The following is a 631-nucleotide window of genomic DNA, read 5'->3' as shown; positions in this document are numbered from 1 at the left end:
GAACGGTACGCGTAACCGGGAACGCGCGGGACAGTGTCAAACGGCCAAGTCAATCAGCTCGCGTTCTCCGGTTCACGCGATGGTTACCCGCCATGTTTTGCGTCGTTGGCTGGGTAGAATGGATCGTCCTGTGAGTCAGCTATGAACTCCTCGAGATCACGAGAAAGATGCGGCCAGCCAGTACGTTCTAGCGGGCTCCAGAAGTCAAAGGTTTCAAGTAACCGTTTGCGAAATTGAGTTTGCTTCTGTTCCGTCGGTAACTCCGGTGCAAGTCGCCCATTCATCAGAACCGGATAGTGGATGTATCGCGTGCCAGCTCCCGGGTACGAGTAACCGCCGGGCCCCTTGAATAAAGATGGATCAAATGGCCCCTTGTAGGTCACAAGCCAGTAGAAGCGATTGCGGTCTTCGGACACCAGTATAGCACGGTGAAACGCCCACGCGTGAAGATTACCGTAGCCCTTGAACACCGTTTTGTCGTGTCGCGTCTTCGCGACCCTTATGGCTTGTGCGATCCCGCAGGGAATCGGCTCTTCGCCAGCATTCCACGCCGGAGTGTTGGCGAGAATTTCTGGCGTCACCGTAAATACCGTTGGCGTGCCAAAAACCTCAAACTCATCGGCGGACGTGT

1 protein-coding gene is annotated in these 631 nt (G+C 55.3%); it reads right to left on the bottom strand.

Annotated elements, in window-relative coordinates:
- Window positions 1–83: 83 nt before the first annotated feature.
- The coding region (locus tag RE6C_RS23785) for a hypothetical protein (protein ID WP_236618474.1) at window positions 84–631 on the bottom strand (548 nt) is incomplete at its 5' end.

Origin of the sequence: Rhodopirellula europaea 6C, assembly GCF_000338295.1 — a bacterium.
GTDB lineage: Bacteria > Planctomycetota > Planctomycetia > Pirellulales > Pirellulaceae > Rhodopirellula > Rhodopirellula europaea.
The sequence above is the reverse complement of the archived record's forward strand: the minus strand, read 5'-3'. Positions and strand labels throughout refer to the sequence as shown.